The sequence below is a fragment of the Streptomyces sp. HUAS MS02 genome, from assembly GCF_055702265.1.
Window position 1 is genome coordinate 5435061 of the sequence record NZ_CM146747.1, and the last position, 16209, is coordinate 5451269.

At 72.6% G+C, this 16209-nt stretch carries 11 protein-coding genes and 1 pseudogene; 4 read left to right on the forward strand and 8 right to left on the reverse strand.

The window, feature by feature from the left end; all coding sequences use genetic code 11:
• The first annotated feature begins 185 nt into the window (after positions 1–185).
• On the forward strand, positions 186–1808 hold the full coding sequence (locus ACZ9QC_RS23495; RefSeq protein WP_472921775.1) for an alpha/beta hydrolase: 1623 nt from the start codon (positions 186–188) through the stop codon (positions 1806–1808).
• 88 nt (positions 1809–1896) lie between these two features.
• On the opposite strand, the gene serC is transcribed toward ACZ9QC_RS23495, so the two are convergent.
• From serC to ACZ9QC_RS23520, 5 genes and pseudogenes are all read right to left on the reverse strand, one after another.
• Positions 1897–3015 (reverse strand): phosphoserine transaminase, encoded by a 1119-nt coding sequence (gene serC, locus ACZ9QC_RS23500; protein WP_472914920.1) that lies wholly within the window; start codon positions 3013–3015, stop codon positions 1897–1899.
• A gap of 297 nt (positions 3016–3312) precedes the next feature.
• Positions 3313–4575 carry a cytochrome P450 gene (locus ACZ9QC_RS23505; RefSeq protein ID WP_472914921.1) on the reverse strand — a complete coding sequence of 421 codons (1263 nt, stop codon included), beginning with the start codon at positions 4573–4575 and terminating at the stop codon, positions 3313–3315.
• Entirely contained in the window at positions 4556–4903 is a 348-nt protein-coding gene (locus tag ACZ9QC_RS23510; RefSeq protein ID WP_472914922.1) for a DUF742 domain-containing protein, read from the reverse strand. Before ACZ9QC_RS23510 ends, ACZ9QC_RS23505 begins: the two co-directional genes overlap by 20 nt.
• Before the next feature lie 164 nt (positions 4904–5067).
• Positions 5068–5469, reverse strand: a pseudogene (locus tag ACZ9QC_RS23515) (roadblock/LC7 domain-containing protein); the annotation flags it as partial.
• Positions 5466–8402, reverse strand: a complete 2937-nt coding sequence (locus ACZ9QC_RS23520) for an ATP-binding protein (protein WP_472914923.1) — start codon at positions 8400–8402, stop codon at positions 5466–5468. The gene ACZ9QC_RS23520 and the pseudogene ACZ9QC_RS23515, both read right to left, overlap by 4 nt.
• A gap of 424 nt (positions 8403–8826) precedes the next feature.
• Here ACZ9QC_RS23520 and ACZ9QC_RS23525 point away from each other — a divergent pair, with 424 nt between their 5' ends.
• Both ACZ9QC_RS23525 and ACZ9QC_RS23530 read left to right on the forward strand, forming a co-directional pair.
• Positions 8827–11928, forward strand: coding sequence for an FAD-binding and (Fe-S)-binding domain-containing protein (locus ACZ9QC_RS23525; protein WP_472914924.1), 3102 nt, complete (start codon positions 8827–8829; stop codon positions 11926–11928).
• A 95-nt stretch (positions 11929–12023) separates the two neighbouring features.
• Complete coding sequence (locus ACZ9QC_RS23530; RefSeq protein ID WP_472914925.1) at positions 12024–12344, forward strand: hypothetical protein; 321 nt, start codon at positions 12024–12026, stop codon at positions 12342–12344.
• A gap of 23 nt (positions 12345–12367) precedes the next feature.
• Here the strand turns inward: ACZ9QC_RS23530 and ACZ9QC_RS23535 are convergent, their stop codons facing one another.
• Positions 12368–12736 (reverse strand): DUF952 domain-containing protein, encoded by a 369-nt coding sequence (locus tag ACZ9QC_RS23535; RefSeq protein ID WP_472914926.1) that lies wholly within the window; start codon positions 12734–12736, stop codon positions 12368–12370.
• Between the two features lie 88 nt (positions 12737–12824).
• Here ACZ9QC_RS23535 and ACZ9QC_RS23540 point away from each other — a divergent pair, with 88 nt between their 5' ends.
• Positions 12825–14033, forward strand: coding sequence for a pentapeptide repeat-containing protein (locus ACZ9QC_RS23540; RefSeq protein ID WP_472914927.1), 1209 nt, complete (start codon positions 12825–12827; stop codon positions 14031–14033).
• A gap of 168 nt (positions 14034–14201) precedes the next feature.
• Here the strand turns inward: ACZ9QC_RS23540 and ACZ9QC_RS23545 are convergent, their stop codons facing one another.
• Together ACZ9QC_RS23545 and ACZ9QC_RS23550 are read right to left on the reverse strand one after the other, a co-directional pair.
• Positions 14202–15059, reverse strand: a complete 858-nt coding sequence (locus ACZ9QC_RS23545) for an alpha/beta fold hydrolase (RefSeq protein ID WP_472914928.1) — start codon at positions 15057–15059, stop codon at positions 14202–14204.
• A 115-nt stretch (positions 15060–15174) separates the two neighbouring features.
• A complete protein-coding gene (locus ACZ9QC_RS23550; RefSeq protein WP_472921776.1) occupies positions 15175–16185 on the reverse strand; it encodes an EamA family transporter in 1011 nt (336 codons plus the stop codon).
• Positions 16186–16209 lie beyond the last annotated feature (24 nt).

The window sequence follows — 16209 nt, forward strand, 5'->3', positions numbered from 1 at the left end:
TGCTCACCTGTGTCCCAGATGGCTTCAAGTGTCCCATTCTGTGAGGTTCTTGAGTGGATCCAATGGATCAATTCGGTCAAGTCTTCGTCTAATGAGTGCGTGTGTGGGGTGCTCTTCAGGAAACATGCGGCACGGGCCGCGTACCTCGCGGACCTGAACCCCCCTCATCGTTCTGAGAGATGTCTATGAGAAGAAGCGCAGCCGTGTTGAGCGGTGCCATCGTGGTTCTGGCGGGGACGGTCAGTGCCGTCCCCGCCAACGCCAGTGGGGCGGCCGCCGCGAGCAACACCGTCCAGGCCGCAGCCGCGAAGGTCGCCTGGAAGAAGTGCGCCACTGACAACTACCCGACGCTGCAGTGCGCGTCGGTGAAGGTGCCGCTCGACTACGCGAAGCCGAGCGGGAAGAAGATCACCCTGGCGCTGTCCCGGGTGCCGCACACCTCCAAGACGTACCAGGGCCCGCTGCTGGTCAACCCGGGCGGCCCCGGCGGCAGCGGTCTGACCCTGGCCGGATTCGTCGCCTCCGCGCTGCCGAAGAAGGTCGCGGCGCAGTACGACGTCATCGGCTTCGACCCGCGCGGCGTGGGCGCCAGCAAGCCCGCCCTGAACTGCAAGCCCGGGTACTTCGACCCGGTGCGTCCGGACTCCGTGCCCAGCACCGCCGCGATAGAGAAGGCGAACGTCGATCGCGCGAAGTCCTTCGCCAAGGCCTGCGGCACGAAGCACAAGGACGTCCTGCCGTACATCAACACGATCAGCGCCGTGAAGGACCTGGAGTCGATCCGCAAGGCCCTCGGCGCCAAGAAGATCAACTACTTCGGCTACTCGTACGGCACCTACCTCGGCGCGGTCTACGCCAAGCTGTACCCGACGCGGGTGCGGCGCCTGGTGCTCGACTCGATCGTCGACCCGACGGGTGTCTGGTACCGCGACAACCTCGACCAGGACTACGCCTTCGACAAGCGCCACAAGGCGTTCATGAAGTGGGTCGCCAAGAACAACGCCACCTACAAGCTCGGCACCGACGCGAAGAAGATCGAGGCGAAGTGGTACGCCATGCGCGCCGCACTCGCCAAGAAGCCGGTCGGCGGCTCGGTGAAGGTGGGCGCCTCCGAGCTGGAGGACACCTTCATCCCCGGCGGGTACTACAACGGCTACTGGCCGTTCCTCGCCGAGGCGTTCGCCGCCTACGTGGGCGACAAGAACTCCGACCCGCTGGTCGAGGCGTACCAGAACTTCGCCGCCATCGACTCCTCCGGTGACAACGGCTACAGCGTGTACGCCGCCGTGCAGTGCCGTGACGCGTCCTGGCCGCGTGACTGGAAGAAGTGGACCGAGGACAACTGGGCGGTCTACAAGAAGGCCCCGTTCATGGCCTGGAACAACGCCTGGTACAACGCGCCGTGCGCGTTCTGGCCGACCAAGTCGCTGAAGCCGGTGAACGTCGCCAACTCCAAGATCCCGCCGGCGCTGCTGTTCCAGGCGACGGACGACGCGGCCACCCCGTACCAGGGCGGTGTCACCGTCCACAAGCTGCTCAAGAACTCCAGCCTGGTCGTCGAGCAGGGCGGCGGCAACCACGGCATCACGCTGAGCGGCAACAGCTGCCTCGACAAGTATCTGGCGACCTACCTCACCAACGGCAAGGTGCCGCGGGGCAAGGGCACGGCCGACGCCACCTGCAAGAAGCTGCCCGACCCGAAGCCGGCGGCCGCGCAGGAGGCTTCCGCCCAGTCGACGCTGAGCACGCAGGGGCCGGCCGCGACCAGCGGTGAGACCCTGCACGGCATCCTCGGCTTCCGCGGCTGATCCCGTCCGGCTGAGCGTCACCGACTACGGCAACGAGAAGGGCGCCCGGTGTTTCCACCGGGCGCCCTTCACCGTCGTACGGCAGTGATCAGAGCTTCTCGATCACATAGTCGACGCACTTGGTGAGGGCCTCGACGTCCGCCGGGTCGATCGCCGGGAACATGGCGACGCGGAGCTGGTTGCGGCCGAGCTTGCGGTACGGCTCGGTGTCCACGATGCCGTTGGCGCGCAGGACCTTGGCGACGGCGGCGGCGTCGATCTCGTCGGAGAAGTCGATCGTGCCGATGACCTGGGACCGCTTGGCCGGGTCGGTGACGAAGGGGCTCGCGTACTTGCTCTCCTCCGCCCAGGCGTACAGCCGGGTCGAGGAGTCCTTCGTACGGGCCGTGGACCAGCTCAGACCGCCCTGGCCGTTGATCCACTCCAGCTGCTGGTTGAGCAGGAAGAGGGTGGCGAGGGCCGGGGTGTTGTACGTCTGGTTCTTGCGGGAGTTGTCGATCGCCGTCGGGAGGCTGAAGAACTCCGGGACGTGGCGGCCGGAGGCGTGGATCCGCTCGGCGCGCTCGATGGCGGCCGGGGAGAAGACACCGATCCAGAGGCCGCCGTCGGAGGCGAAGGACTTCTGCGGGGCGAAGTAGTAGACGTCGGTCTCGGTGATGTCGACGGGCAGGCCGCCGGCGCCGGAGGTCGCGTCGACCAGGACGAGGGCGCCCTCGTCGGCGCCGGCCACGCGGTTGAGCGGGGCGGCGACACCGGTGGAGGTCTCGTTGTGGGTGAAGGCGTAGACATCGACGCCGGCCTCGGCGGTCGGCTCCGGGTGCGTGCCGGGGTCGGAGGAGACGACCGTGGGCTCGGCGAGCCAAGGGGCGAGCTTCGCGGCCTTGGCGAACTTCGAGCTGAACTCGCCGAAGGTCAGGTGCTGGCTCTTGTTCTCGATCAGGCCGTGGGTCGCGACGTCCCAGAACGCCGTGGAGCCGCCGTTGCCGAGGATGACCTCGTAGCCCTCGGGGAGGGAGAACAGCTCGCTGATGCCCGCGCGGACCTGGCCGACCAGGTTCTTCACCGGGGCCTGGCGGTGGGAGGTGCCGAGCAGGGAGGTACCGGTCGCGGCCAGGGCGTCCAGCGCCTCCGTCCGCACCTTGGAGGGGCCCGCGCCGAAACGTCCGTCGGCGGGCTTGATGTCAGCGGGGATCTGGATATCAGCCACGCCGCGAGCCTATCGGCTCGGGGAAACCCGGGCGAAACATCGTCCGTCGGGTGAGACGGGGTGGGGCTCGCGCAGTTCCCCGCGCCCCTGAAGGGCCTCCGGCCAGCTTCGGGCCGGAAAGCCGGAAGGCAGGGGCGCAGCCCCGCCTTTCCAGGGGCGCGGGGAACTGCGCGAGAAGCCCCACCGGACGGACCTGGGGGACGCCTGGGGGACGCCTGGGGGACGCCTGGGGGTCAAAGGGGCGCAGCCCCTTGAGGATGGGACGGGTAGGGGCGGCGGGGGCGAAGAACCCCCGACTCAAACCCCACGCGCCGGCCCCGGCGAGAACCGCACCGGCAGTTCCACCAGCCCCCGCAGCCACGGCGAAGGACGCCGGGTCAGGGATTCGGGTGGGGCCGCCAGGTCCAGATCCGGGAGGCGATCCAGGAGGACCTCGATACCCGTTCGGGCGATGACCTCGGCGGTCTCCTGGGCCGGGAACGGACAGCGGTGCTCGCCGTGCCCGAACGAGAAGTGCGCGTTGTTCCCCCCGGTCAGCGCGGAGCCGTGCGTACGGACACGCGGGTCGGCGTTGGCCCCCTGCAGCCCCAGCAGCACCAGATCACCCGCACGGAGGACCCGACCGCCGAGCCGGGTGTCCCGGGTGGTCCAGCGCCCCGCCGCGTTCTGGATGGGCGCGTCCTCCCACAGCACCTCGTTCATGGCCTCGGCCACACTGCTGCGCCCCCCGAAGAGCGACGCCGCGAACCGGTCGTCCGTCAGCATCAGACGCAGCGAGTTCCCGATCCAGTCGGCCGTCGGCTGGTGCCCCACCGCCAGCATCACCATCACATCGTGCGTGACCTCCTCCACCGTCACCTCGTACGCACGCGCGTTCGCCAGGAGCCGCGACACCACGTCGTCCCCGGGCCGCTGCCGGCGCTCCGCCACCAGCCGGGCCATCGCCGTCCGCAGATACCTCTCGGCCGCCACCGCCCGGTCCTGCCCGTCGAGGATGTCGTTCAGCGCCACCACCAGCCCGGGCGCGTGCTCCTCCCGGAAACCGAACAGGAACGCCAGCACCCGCGCGGGCAGCGGCGCCGCGAACTGTCCCACCAGATCCGCCGCGCCCACCCCGCACACCACGTCGATCAACTCGTCGGCGAACCGCTCGACATGACCGCGCAGCTCCAGCGGCTCGACCGCCTCCAGCGCCTCCTCGATCAGCGCGGCGCGCTGCCGGTGCCGCTCACCGACCGTGCCCAGGACCGACGGCTGCTCCGGGCTGATCACGGGCAGCAGCGGCCAGTCCGCCGGGATGCCCGGCCACTGGTTCCACAGCTCGGAGTTACGGCTGAACAGCTCCGGATCGCTCGTCACCTGGTGCAGCTCGCGGTAGCCCAGCACCAGCCACGCCGGTACGCCCCCGTCCAGCAGCACGGGCACCACCTCCCCGTGCTCCCGCCGCAACTCCCGGTACAGGGCGGCCGGTTCGCCCCGGAAACGCGCACCGAAGAGGGGCACGGGCGGCGACGGCGGTACGGAGTGGCCGTCGCCGTTCTCAGAGGTTGCGAAGTCCAACTAGCACCTGCTCCAGAATGTCCGGATCGACCAGCGTGGCCTGGTTCGGATGCCGGGCGCTGACCCGGCCCGCCGTGAGGAGGTCGGAGAGCAGCACCTTGGTGATGCTCACCGGCAGCCGCAGTTCGGCGGCGATCTCCACCACCGCCGTCGGACGCTCCGTCAACCGCAGGATCGTCACGTGTTCCGACTGCATGCCCGGGATCGGCTGGCTCTCCGCGACCACCAGCGTCACCAGGTCCAGCGGCGCTCCGGACGCGGAGCGGCTGCGGCCCCCGGTGAGCGTGTACAGCCGGTCGGGCAGGTCGTCCCTGCCGGGCCGGCTCATGACGTACGGGGCGCCAGAGCCGTGGCCGTGACCACGGTCGTCGTCGTACCCGCTTCACCAGTGGTGCTCGCCGTACCGGTGGTGCTCGCCGTAACGGTCGTGCTCGCCGTAACGGTCGTGCCCGCCGTACCGGTCGGGTCATCGGCAGCCGTGCTCGTCGGGTGGCGGGGCCGTGCGCTCAGGTGCTCGCCCAGCTGTTCGACCAGCTCGCTCATGTTGTGCCCGACGAGCCCGGCGTCCGCCTCCTCGTCCGTCACCACGGCCAGATGCGCGCCCTCGCCAGCCTCCACGATGAACAGGACCCCGCCGTAGAACTCCGCCATCGCCGACCGTACGCCCCCGCTGCCGTCGCCGAACTGGATGGACGCCCCGTGGGACAGCGACTGGATGCCGGCGGCGATCGCGGCCAGTTGGTCGGCCTGGTCGACGGAGAGCTCGGGCGTACGGCACAGTCTCAGGCCGTCCCGGGAGAGGACGAGCGCGTGCCGGGCGCCCGGAGTGCGTTCCAGCAAACCCTCCATGAGCCAGGTGAGCCTGTCGTCGGCGGTGGAGCCGGTGCCGGTCATGGGGTGTGGTCGCCTTCCAGGTGGGGGTGCGTGCGGGGGGCGGGGGTGTGGGGTGGCGGCTCTTCGGCCGGGGCGAGGTCCGGGTCCGGCGCCGGGGCCGAGTCTTGGTCCGGAGCCGGTGCAGGGTGTGGGTCCGGTGTGGGGTCCGGATCCGCGTACAGGTCGGACTTCGCGTACGGAGTCGACGTCGTGTACGGAGCCGGGGACGCGTAAGGGGGAGGTTCCGCGTACGAGGGCGAGTCCGGGTACGGCTCCGGGTGCGCGTACGGCTCCTGGGCCGCGTACGGGGCCTGATGCGCGTACGGGGCCTGATACGCGTACGGCTCCTGATGGGCGTACGAGGACGGGGCCGAGCCCGAGTCCAGGCCCGTATCCGGGTCTGGGTTCAGGTCCGTATCCGGGTCCGTATCCGGGGCTGGGTTCAGGTCCGGGGTCGGCGCGGTGGAATTCTCCGGGGCGGGGCGGGCGTCCTGGACGGGCTCCCAGGCCGGCTCGCGTACCGGATCGAGTTCCCACTTCGCCTCCTGCGCGGGATCCGGCGCCCATGGAAGCTCGGCGGCGGCCTCCGCCTCCCAGGCGGCCTGCTTCGCCGCCTCCGACTGCCACGCGAGCCCTTTCGCGGGCTCGGGCCCCCAACCGGGCTCCGGCACGGGGCCGGGTGCCCAGGCGGTCTCCCCCACGGATTCGGGCTCGGCCTCGGGCGGGAGTTCCCACGCGGTCCCCTCCACGGCACCCCACTGGGGCTCCCGTACGGGCTCCAACTCCGGCTGCTGCGCCACGGCCTCGGCCTCGGCGGGCGGAGCGGCATCCCGTACGGGTTCCAGGGTGGCCTCCGGCACGACCGGCCCGGCAGGGGCCGCGGGGGGCACGTACCGGTCGACGGCGGCGGACGGGCCGGTGTACCGGTCCACGGCGGTGGACGGGCCGGCGTACTGGTCCGGTGGCGTCGACGGGACCGGCGTCCCCGTGGAGCTCTCGTCCCCCGAGGCCGTTCCCTGGACGAACGCCTGGTCCAGCCCGCCCGTCCCGCGCACCGCGCGGCGGAAGCTGCTGAAGCGGACCGCGCCGGTGCCCGCGTCCTCGGCGGGCCGGGAAGCGCGCTCCGAACGGGCCTGCACGTCGGCGGCCTGCGCCCTGGTGCGCGCCTCCGCCTCCGCGAGGGACTGTCCGCGCCGCCGCCGGGGGAGGGCGTCGGAAGGGGTGGGGGAGGCGGTGTCGTCGGCGGCCTCGCCGGAGGTGGGCGGAGAGCCGGGCTCGGCGTCGTGCCGCGTGTCGGGCTCGGCGGCGTGCGCACCGGCGTACGCACCCCCGTACGTACCGGCGTACCCGGAGTCGAACGCCGGGTCGCCCGAGCCGAATTCGGAGCTGAACGACGAGGTGAAGGGGGAGGTGAACGAGGACGTGTGGGGCGTGCCGTACCCCGAGGAGCCGAACGGCGCGTCAGCCGGAGCGCCTGCCGGCGGGCCCGCCGAAGCGCCCGGCGGGGTCGAAGGCGTTCGGCGGTAGCCGGACAGGGAGTCGATCAGGGCGTCGGCCACGGGGTCGGAGGTCGGCGGGGCGGGAGCCTCCGGCGGGAACTCGTGCGTGGGCGTGGGCTCGGCGTCCAGGTCGTGCGGGGCGCGTACGCCCGCGTACGGCGGCGGAACGGGCGCCGCCCCCGCGAGGGGCGCCGACGCGGGGGACCCCGCCGAATGGACCCCGGTCGTGGGCGCTGCCGTCGTGGGTGACGCCGTAGTGGGTGATGCCGTCGTCGGGACCGTGCTGGCCAGGACGTCCTGCGGGATGAGCATCAGCACACCCGTGCCGCCGCGCGCGGACGGCCGGAAGGAGATCTTCAGCCCGTGCTTGCGGGCGAGCCGGCCGACGACGGCGAGGCCGAGACGGGTGCCGGAGAGGGTCGTGAGGTCGGCCGTCTCGCCCGACACGGCGCGTTCGGCGCGCCGGAGCTGGACATCGCTCATGACCAGCCCGGAGTCCTCGACGGAGATGATCGCGCCGGCCGGGACCTCCTCGACGTACACATGGACCTCGGCGGTCGGCGGCGAGAAGTTGGCCGCGTTGTCGAGGAGTTCGGCGAGCGCGTGCATGACGCCCTCGGCGGCGTGACCGACGACGGCGGCCTCGCTGGAGGAGTGCAGCCGCACCCGACGGTAGGCGCCGATCCGCCCCATCGCGCCCCGCAGGATCGACTCCATGGGGATCGGCCGTGCCCAGCGGCGGCCCGAGCGGGCGCCCGCGAGGACGGCGACCGAGTCGGCGAGCCGGCCCGCCTGGGCGGTGCGGTGGTCGAGGTGGAGGAGGTCGGCGAGGACGTCCTCGTCGGCGTGACGTTCCTCCATGGCCCGTAGGTCGGCGAGGGTGCCGGTGGCGAGGGCCTGCATCCGGCCCGCGACGTTGGCGGTCACGGCGAGCAGGGCGGTGCGCTCGGACTCGGCCCGCTCGGCGCGTTCGGCGAGCAGGGACCGCTCCTGGGTGGTCTCCTCCGCCGTACGGTCCCGTTCGTCGGACAGCCGTTCGCGTTCGCGCTCGGCCTCCGTGGTCAGCCGTACCCGCTCCCGGGCGAACTCGGCCGCGATCCGTGCCCGCTCCTGCACGAACTCCTCGGTCAGCCGGCCGCGCTCCTGGGAGTGCTCCTCGGCCATTCTGGCCCGTTCCTGGAGCAGCAGACCCGTGTCCCGGGAGACCGCGTCCAGCCGCAGGCGCAGCAGCCGTATCGACACGCGCGCGTGCACGGCGACCGCGACGGTCAGTGTCAGCAGCAGCGCGGCCGCGCCCCCGCCGGCCGCGAGGGCTATGCGTACGTCCGGCGGCGCCGGTGCGACGACCGCGCCCACGGCGGTCGCGGAGAGCAGGGCGGTCACCAGGGGTAACGGAAGGACTGAGCGCAGGGCGGGGCGTTCGCCCGGCGGGCGTGGGGGGCTGGGCGCGGTCATCGGCGGGTGTCCTCGGTCGGTTCTGAACTCGGTAACGCAGTCGGCTCCTGGAGGCGGTAACTCGGTCGGTCCCTGAACGAGAAGCGACGTCTGGTGCTCAGTGTGTGCTCAGTCGGTGCTTGATCGGGCTTGGTCGGTGCCCGGTCAGTGCTCGGTCAGTGCTCGGTCCGTACTTGGTCATTGCGTGATCGGCGCTTGATCGGCGCCTGATCGAGCTTGGCCAATGCTCGATTCGATGCTCAATTGGGCGTCACTATATGGGAGTTCGTGACGGCAGTTGGCCGGTTTCAGGTTGGCTCTCCGGAATCAAGCCAACGTTCCCGGTGAGCGGCGCGCCGCCTGTCCACAGGCCGGACACAGGCCGGACCGTCACTCCACGGCCATGTCGTCGTCACTGTCAGTGGTCGGGTGCATCCTGGGACGCATGACGGAAATCGGGGGTGCGACGGGCCGCGGGGCCGCCTGGGCACGCAACGCGGCAGGTGACGCGGACGCGGCGGAGCTGAGGGGCGCGTTGCCGGCCGCGCTGCGGGCGGCGGGCGTGCGCGGCGAGACCGCGTTCGACGCGACCGCACGCGCGTTGACGACGATGGACGCGTCCAACTACCGCCGGGTGCCGCTGGGCGTGGTCGCGCCTCGGGACGCGGACGACGTGGCGGCCGTCCTGTCCGTCTGCCGCGCACACGGCGTGCCGGTCGTCGCGCGCGGCGGCGGCACCTCGATCGCCGGGCAGGCCACGGGCACCGGCGTCGTCCTGGACTTCACCCGCCATCTGAACCGGCTGGTCTCCCTCGACCCCGAGGCGCGCACGGCAGTCGTCCAGCCCGGCCTTGTCCTGGACCGCCTCCAGGAGGCCGCCGCCCCGCACGGCCTGCGCTTCGGCCCCGACCCCTCCACCCACAGCCGCTGCACCCTCGGCGGCATGATCGGCAACAACTCCTGCGGCTCGCACTCGGTCGCCTGGGGCACGACGGCGGACAGCGTGCGCGAGCTGTCGGTCATCACGGGGAGCGGCGACGCGCGCACGCTGGCCCAGGGCTGGTCCGGCGCACCGGACGGCCTCCGACCGCTGGTGGAGCGGGAGTTGGCCCGCCTGCGCACCGGCTTCCCCGACCTCCCCCGCCGGATCTCCGGGTACGCCCTCGACGCCCTCCTCCCGGAGAACGGCGCGGACGTGGCCCGCTCCTTCTGCGGCTCCGAGGGCACACTCGGAGTACTCACGGAAGCGGTCGTACGGCTCGTCGAGGCGCCCCGCGCGCGTGCCCTCGCGGTCCTGGCGTACGCCGACGAGAGCGCCGCCGCCGAGGCGGCCGCCGGGCTGCTGCCGCTCGGCCCGCTGACGGTGGAGGGCATGGCGGCCGACCTGGTCCCCCCGGGGGCGAGCGGCCTCCCGGCGGGCGGGGCCTGGCTGTTCGTGGAGACGGGCGGCGACACACCCGCCGAGGCGCGGGCCCGCGCCGACGCCCTGGTCCGTGCGGCCGACGCCGCCGACGCGCGTGTGGTCACGGACCCCGCCGCGCAGCGCGCGCTCTGGCGCGTCCGCGAGGACGCGAGCGGCACGGCCACCCGGATGCCCGACGGCACCGAGGCCTGGCCGGGCTGGGAGGACTGCGCGGTGCCACCGGCCCGACTCGGCGCGTACCTACGGGACTTCCGGGGCCTGCTGCGCGCCCACGACCTGCGCGGCACGCCCTACGGCCACTTCGGCGACGGCTGCATCCACGTCCGCGTCGACTTCGACCTCCTGACCCCGGCGGGCGTCGGCCGCTTCCGCCGCTTCTCCGAGGAACTGGCCGAACTGGTCACCTCGCACGGCGGCTCCCTCTCCGGCGAACACGGCGACGGCCAGGCCCGCGCGGAACTCCTGCCGACGATGTACGGCGCCGAGATGGTCCGGCTGTTCGAGCAGGTGAAGGGCGTCTGGGACCCCGACGACCTCCTGAACCCCGGCACGCTCGTCCGCCCCGCACCCCTCGACACCAACCTCCGCTTCGCGGTCCTCCCGCGCACACCCGTGCCGGTGGAGTTCGCGTACCCGGACGACGGCGGTGACTTCTCGGCGGCGGTACGACGCTGTGTGGGCGTCGCGAAGTGCCGGACGACCGAGGTGGGTCCGGCGTCCGGAGCCGTCATGTGCCCCTCCTTCCGGGCCACCGGGGAGGAGGAGCACTCCACCCGGGGCCGGGCCCGCCTCCTGCACGAGATGCTGGCCGGCGAGGTGGTCACCGACGGCTGGCGCTCGACCGAGGTGCGGGACGCCCTCGACCTCTGCCTCTCCTGCAAGGGCTGCCGCTCCGACTGCCCGGTCGGCGTCGACATGGCCACGTACAAGGCGGAGTTCCTCCACCACCACTACGCGGGCCGCCGCCGCCCGGCGTCCCACTACGCGATGGGTTGGCTGCCGGTGTGGCTCCGCCTGGTGGCCCGTACGCGCACGGCCGGACTCGTCGGCTTCCTCGCCGGCGTACGCCCTCTCGCCCCGCTCGCCAAGCGGTTGGCCGGGATCGCGGGGGAGCGGGAGCTGCCGCGGCCGGCGAGGGTGCCGTTCACGCGGTGGTACGAGGGGATGCCGAGGGGGCGGGCGCGGCGGGAGGAGGAGGCGGAGACCGCGGCGCAGGCGCCCACGACCGTGCTCCTGTGGACCGACACCTTCACGGAGTACCTCTCGCCGTCCGTCGGGCAGGCGGCGCTGAAGGTGCTGGAGGCGGCCGGGCTCCATGTGATCGTGCCGCCGACACTGTGGATGAAGCGGAAACCCGCCTGGGCGCGGAGGGCGGAGGCGGGTGAGGAGGTCGCCCTCACCCAACCGCGCCTCACCCGGACTCCGTTCGCGATGCGGACGGGCCGGGTCTGCTGCGGGCTGACGTACATCTCGACGGGCCAGCTCGACCGGGCCCGCACGGTGCTGCGCCGCACGCTCGACATCCTCGACGTGTTCCTGAGCCCGATCCCGCAACGGCTGCTGGACGAGAACCCGGATCTCACCCCACCGCATCTCCCCGTCGTCGTCCTCGAACCGAGCTGCGCGGCGACGCTCCGCTCCGACCTGCCCGAACTCCTCCCCGACGACCCCCGGGCCCACAAGCTCGCCGCCTCGGTCGTCACCTTCGCGGAGGCGCTCGAACGCCACGCCCCGCACTGGACCCCACCCGCCGTCGACCGCCCGGTCGTCGGCCAGACCCACTGTCACCAGCACGCGGTACTGGGCGACGCCCCCGACCGCCGCCTCCGCGCGGCCGCCGGACTCACCGGCGCCCTCAGCGGCGGCTGCTGCGGCCTCGCCGGCAACTTCGGCTTCGAGAAGGGCCACTACGACGTCTCGGTGGCCTGCGCCGAGGAGCAACTCCTCCCGGCGGTACGGGACGCGCCCGACGACGCGCTCGTCCTGGCGGACGGCTTCTCCTGCCGGACCCAGCTGGAGCAGCTGGCGGGGAGACGAGGACTGCACTTGGCGGAAGTGCTGGCGGAGGGCCTGGGGTTGGGCCTGGCGGAGGGGCGGACGGAAGGCGGCGACCGGAACCGCTGAACCGGCGCCCGGTGGGCGAGGGCTCCCTGCCTGTGCCCCCGCACGCCCACCGCCTTGACTGTTCGCGTTCGTGTGAACACGGGGAGTATCGATGGGTGGAGAAGGAGCACGAGGAGCGAGCACAGGGCGGCGACGGTCCGGCCGCGGCACCGGGGGAGTCGGCGGCGCGGAAGTACGAGAAGGACCGTATCGCCGAGCATGTGATCGGGCATGTCGTCGGCGGTTCCATCGTCGGCGTGATGGCCTGGTTCTGGACCCAGACCCCGATCGGGTTCGTGATGACCGTGGTCTGGGGCGCCGGTGTCTACTGGTGGAACAAGAGCCCCCAGGTACGGAGTTGGTCCCGGCGGCGACGTATCCGTCTGGGCGTCGCGATCACCGCCGTGTACTGGACGTTCGCCTTCCTGGTGATGTGACGCGCGGAACGGGGCGGCGGACCTCAGGCGCCCTGACGCTCCCCCAGCCCCACCGCGCGGCCGTCCTCGTCCCACCGGATCTCCAGGATCCCTGCGACGGCGTCACGGTCGAGCGGCCCGAACACATGGGGGAACAGGACGTTCTCGCCGACACCCGGCGGCGGGGTGGGAGCGGCGGCCTCGAACTCCACCCGGGCGGTCAGCCGTTCCTCGTCGAGGACGAGCACGTGCAGCGGCCCGGGTGCGTCCCGGTAGAAGGCGTTGACGACGGCCAGCGTGGTCGCCTCGTCCGGCGAACAGTGCACGAAGCCGTCCTCGGGGAGCGAGGAGGGGGCGTACGGCTGGTCGGGGTGGGCGGTCCAGGCGTCCAGGGACACGACGTGGTAGATCACAGGCCGGTTATACAGCAGCAGTGTGCGGTGAGCCCGCCGTGGGCCCGACCTTGATCGGTTCGGTGGCCCCACCTAAGCTCCCGTGCCCATGGAGCTCCGGGGGCAAGATCGTCGACCATGGCGGGAACGGCTGGTCGGGAGGGGACGGACGCTGGTCGTCGCCGTCACCGGGGTGGTGGTCGTCGTCGCCGTGGGGGCGGTCCTCGTCCTCGTGCCGGGCGCGGTCGTCGATCACGATCTCGCCGGCGCGAGCGTGGACGCGCGGGACAGGCTCAAGGCCGTGAGCGACGTCCGTACGACACTGCTCCAGGCCATCGGCGGCCTGGCCGTCCTCTTCGGCGCGTACGCCACCTGGCGCCAACTGAGGGTGAGCCAGGACGGTCTGCGCGCGACGCAGGAGGGCTACGTCACCGACCGGTTCAGCCGGGCGGTCGACCAACTCGGCAGCGACAAGGTGGACGTACGCATCGGTGGACTGCACGCGCTGTGGCGGATCGCGGAGCATTCGGCGCGGGACCGCGAGGCGATCCTCTCCATCCTGGCGGCCTATCTGAGGACACATCTGCCGTGGCCGCCGCCCACCGGACCCACCGGACCGGATGATCCGGCGACCCTGGCAGCGCCGGCTCCGCCGGCCCCGTCGGCGGAGACACCGATCAACGACGTCGCGCCGCTGGAGGTGCGGGCGGCGGACTCCCAGGTGGCGCTGACCGGACTCGGCGTGCTGCTGCTGCACCCCCGGGAGCACTCCTGGCTCAACCTGGGCGTCACCGATCTGCGCCGCGCCGACTGCGACGGGCTGTGGCTGACCGAGGTCAACCTCGACCGGTCCTGCATGGAGGCGGCGGGCCTGTACCACGCCAACCTCACCCAGGCGTCCCTCGTCTCCACCAACCTCCGGCACGCCGACCTCACGACCGCGATCCTGCGCCGCGCCCGCCTCGCCCTCGCCGATCTGCGGGGTGCTCGGATGGTCGCGACGGATCTGCGGGACGCCGACTTCACCGAGGCCGACCTGCGCGAGGCGAACCTCCGCAAGGCCGACGCCTCCGGCGCCGTCCTGCACCGCGCCGACCTCCGCCTGGCCGACCTGCGCGGCAGCGACCTGAGCACCGCCGACCTCACCGGGGCCCACCTCACCGGAGCCCTCACCAGCGCCCGTACCCGCTGGCCCGCCGACTTCGACCCCACCACCGCCGGCGCGGTCCTCACCGAGGACCCGGGCCCGGAGCCCCCGCCCCTCCTCCAGCCCCCGGGCATCACGACGGAACATCCGCCGCTGCGCTCGATGCCGTAACCGTCGTGCTGACGGCTGACGGCTGACGGCTGACGGCTGACGGCTGACGGCTGACGGCTGACGGCCGGAACGGCTGAGGCTGAAGGCCGCCCCGTCGTGCTGCCTGCGGCCCCCGCGCCAGGCCGTACAGGGCCCGAGCCCGAGCCCGGCCCAAGCCCGCCCCCGCGCTCAGTCCAGGTGCCGGAGCGGCTCAGCCCCCGTCTCCCCGAGGAACTCCCTCAGGACCTCGGCGAGTCGTTCCGGCTGGTCCTCGGGGACGAGGGTGGAGGAGTCGGCGATCTCGACGAGCCGGCCCTTCGGATACAGCTCTGCCAGCCGGGGGCCGTGCTCGCGCGGCATCAGGCGGTCCTCGGTCGCCCACACGACCAGCACGGGGCGGTCGTACTCCCGCAGGCGCTCGCTCCATGCCAGCAGCGTCGCCCGGCCGGGAGCCGACGTGGCGAACTTCGCGAAGTCCCGGCGGACGGCCCTGCTCCGGGTCGCCGGGCCGAACCAGTCAGCCATGATCTCGGGCGGGATCCCGCGCAGGCTCATGCCGCCGTACCCGCCGCGGTGGTCGCGGAACGCCGGGACCCGCATCAGCCGGGTGAGCAGCCAGACGCCACCGGGGACCCCGCACACCTTGGCCACGGCCTTGGCCGCTCCCGGCGGGAAGTTGTCGAAGGCCTCGCAGGCCACCAGCACCAGCCGCCCGACGCGGTGGCCCCGCTCCTCGGTCACCAGGAACTGGCCGCCACCCCAGTCGTTGAGGACGAGCGTCACGTCCTCCAGGCCGAGCCGTTCCATGAACTCGCCCAGCAGTCGTGCGACACCCCGGTGCGACAGGTCGGCGTCCGGGCGCATGGGCCGTCGGTGGCCACCGAGCGGCAGGGTGGGCAGGACGCAGCGGTACCCGTCCAACAGCGGTACGACCTTGCGCCATTGCGTCTCGTTCATCGGCAGACCGTGGCTGAACACGATCACCGGCCCCTCGCCGCCGGTGTCCTGGTAGTCGATCGTCCCGGCGGACAACTCGATGTGCGGCACCCGTACCCCCGTCGGTCAGGTTTCCCCGCCCTCGGACGAACGGGGGTCGCCCTCACGATAGGGAGACCGGTGGGTCAGGCCAAGACACCGGCACCGCCCGGCCGGGGAGAGCGGCTCACCCCGGCACCCCCGCCTTCCGCCGCCCGGCCTTTCCCTGCTCCGCCTTCCCCCGCCCCACCTGCGTCCGCACCGCCCCCATGCTCGCCCCGATGACCAGGGCGATCGCGAGGGCCTCGACGGTGGTGAGGGCCTGGTCGAGGATGAGGAAACCGGCGGTGGCGGCGATCGCGGGCTCCAGGCTCATGAGGATCGCGAAGGTGGGGGCGGGCAGGCGGCGCAGGGCGAGGAGTTCGAGGGTGTAGGGCAGGACGGAGGAGAGCACGGCGACGGCGGCGCCCAGGGCGAGTGTCGTCGGATCGAGGAGTCTGGCCCCTGATTCGACGATCCCCAGCGGCAGGAACAGCACCGCCGCGACGCCCATGGCCAACGCCAGCCCGTCGGCCTGCGGGAACCGCCGACCCGTACGCGCGCTGAAGACGATGTACAGGGCCCACGCCAACCCGGCGGCGAGGGCGAAGGCGATGCCCAGCGGGTCGAGGCCGCCGACGCCTCCGCCTCCCCCGAGCAGGAAGACGCCGCAGAGGGCCAGCCCGGCCCACACCACGTTCACCGCCCGCCGGGACGCGAGGACCGAGAGCGCCAGCGGGCCGAGCACCTCCAGGGTGACGGCGAGGCCGAGGGGGATACGGGCGAGGGCCTGGTAGAAGAGGCCGTTCATCGCGGCCATGGTGACGCCGAAGACGATCACGGTCCCCCAGTCGGTCCGCGAGTGCCCGCGCAGCCGGGGGCGGCAGATCACCAGCATCACCAGCGCGGCCACCGCGAGCCGCAGCGTCACCACCCCGAGCGCCCCGGCGCGCGGCATCAGCGTCACCGCGAGCGCCCCACCGAACTGCACCGAGATCCCTCCGGCCAGCACCAGCCCGACGGGCCCGAGCGAACCCAGCCCGCGCGCGCGGCGAGAGCCGCCGGAGACGGGGTCAGCCGAGGGTGCGGTCGTCGCCGCGGTCGTGGTCGTGGCGACGGGCGCGGGCTGTTCAGGGCGGGGGAGTGTCACGTCGTTCAGTATGAAGGACTTGGTAGTGCAAAG

What these genes read in the sequence shown, in the direction of transcription:
- ACZ9QC_RS23495 (WP_472921775.1), top strand. Translation starts at nt 186, where the DNA reads ATGAGAAGAAGCGCAGCCGTGTTGAGCGGTGCCATCGTGGTTCTGGCG.
- ACZ9QC_RS23510 (WP_472914922.1), bottom strand. Translation starts at nt 4,903, where the DNA reads ATGAGCCGGCCCGGCAGGGACGACCTGCCCGACCGGCTGTACACGCTC.
- ACZ9QC_RS23520 (WP_472914923.1), bottom strand. Translation starts at nt 8,402, where the DNA reads ATGACCGCGCCCAGCCCCCCACGCCCGCCGGGCGAACGCCCCGCCCTG.
- ACZ9QC_RS23525 (WP_472914924.1), top strand. Translation starts at nt 8,827, where the DNA reads ATGACGGAAATCGGGGGTGCGACGGGCCGCGGGGCCGCCTGGGCACGC.
- ACZ9QC_RS23540 (WP_472914927.1), top strand. Translation starts at nt 12,825, where the DNA reads ATGGAGCTCCGGGGGCAAGATCGTCGACCATGGCGGGAACGGCTGGTC.